1 protein-coding gene is annotated in these 1371 nt (G+C 55.7%); it reads right to left on the reverse strand.

What is annotated here, in order from left to right:
* The coding region (locus tag BLO43_RS16215) for a HAMP domain-containing protein (protein ID WP_139149321.1) at positions 1–1371 on the reverse strand (1371 nt) is incomplete at both ends.

Genomic DNA, 1371 nt, shown 5'->3' on the forward strand with positions numbered 1-1371 from the left:
GATGATCTCGACATGGCTTGCCCCGGCATGACGGGTCACATTGGTCAGGGATTCCTGCACAATCCTGAATATCGCCACGGTCTGATCTTCATCCAGCTCAACTGGCTCCTTCATCAGCCGCACTACGCAGCTTACGCCGCTATGTTTCCTGTACTCATCGGTCAATTTTTTGAGAGCCGAGATGATGCCCAACTCCAGTGAAGCCGGGCGCAGATGCTCGGCCACGTTGCGCACGCTCTGGTCCGCTTTGTCCACTAGCTCCGACATGTTGCGCCTGACGATTTCCACCCTTTTTCTATTGTCTTCCACACCCTTTAGCAGCGAGATTTCCAGGTGCAATGCCGCCAGGAGCTGGCCCAGCTCATCGTGAATCTCGCGGGCAATGTATTTACGGTCTTCTTCCCGCATCCGCTCCACGTGCGCCGCGAATTCCCGTATCGCGGCATCGCGCACCCGCAGCTCCCGTTCCACCAGGATGCGTGCCTCCGCCTGCTTGCGTTCCAGCCATTTCCCCAGATCGTCCCCGATGACGTCGATCAGATTCTGCTCATCGGGCAGCAGGAAAGGCCGGTCCTCGCGGTAGAATACGATTATCCAGCCGTATGCCTTGCCGTATACCATGATCTGTTTTTGTAACCGGCGCGCATGATCCTGGTCATACTGGTTGGAGACAAACTGCTTGCCGTCGAGCTCGATTCTGATGCTGGAGATATGCGGAAACCGCATCGCCGCGATCAGGTGCACAAAAATGGTGCCGCAAACTTCCTCCAGCGACCCGGCTTCCATGCCGCGCCGGATCGAATAGAAACAGTTGAGCTCCTTCAGCCGCTCGTGTAATGACTCTTTGACCTGCTTGAGCTTGATGATTTCATGTTCAATGGCTTCCGCCATGGTATTGAAATCGGAACCGAGCTCGGCGATTTCGTTGTGCGTGGAGATGTCGCAGCGGGTGGAGTAGCTGCCCTGTGCGATGCTGCTCGCCTGTCGGCTGAGATAATTGAGCGGGTGCAGGATATTGCGGCGCATGTAGGCAGTAGCCACAGCCACGACGAGCAATCCGCTGCAAAGCATTCCTAGTATCAGCAAGATCTGCTGCTGGAACTTTGACTGCAGATTCTTCATCGTGGTTTCGGTGCGATGATCCAGTTCCCGCATGAACTGACTGATGGGCGCCATGATCCTGGCTTTCTCGGCGGTATAGCGTTCGCCAAATAGCAGGTCGATGGCAAAATCGCGGTCAGGCGTGCGCGATCGGGTGAAATTTCCGTGCCCATCGTCGTACAAGCCTTTGATGGCAGCGAAGGCCTGTTTTTCCAGATTGACCAGATTGTCGGAATTCCTTTGCGATTGCCGCAGCAGGTCAAGTTCGTG

Origin of the sequence: Nitrosospira sp. Nsp13 (genome assembly GCF_900101945.1) — a bacterium.
GTDB lineage: Bacteria > Pseudomonadota > Gammaproteobacteria > Burkholderiales > Nitrosomonadaceae > Nitrosospira > Nitrosospira multiformis_D.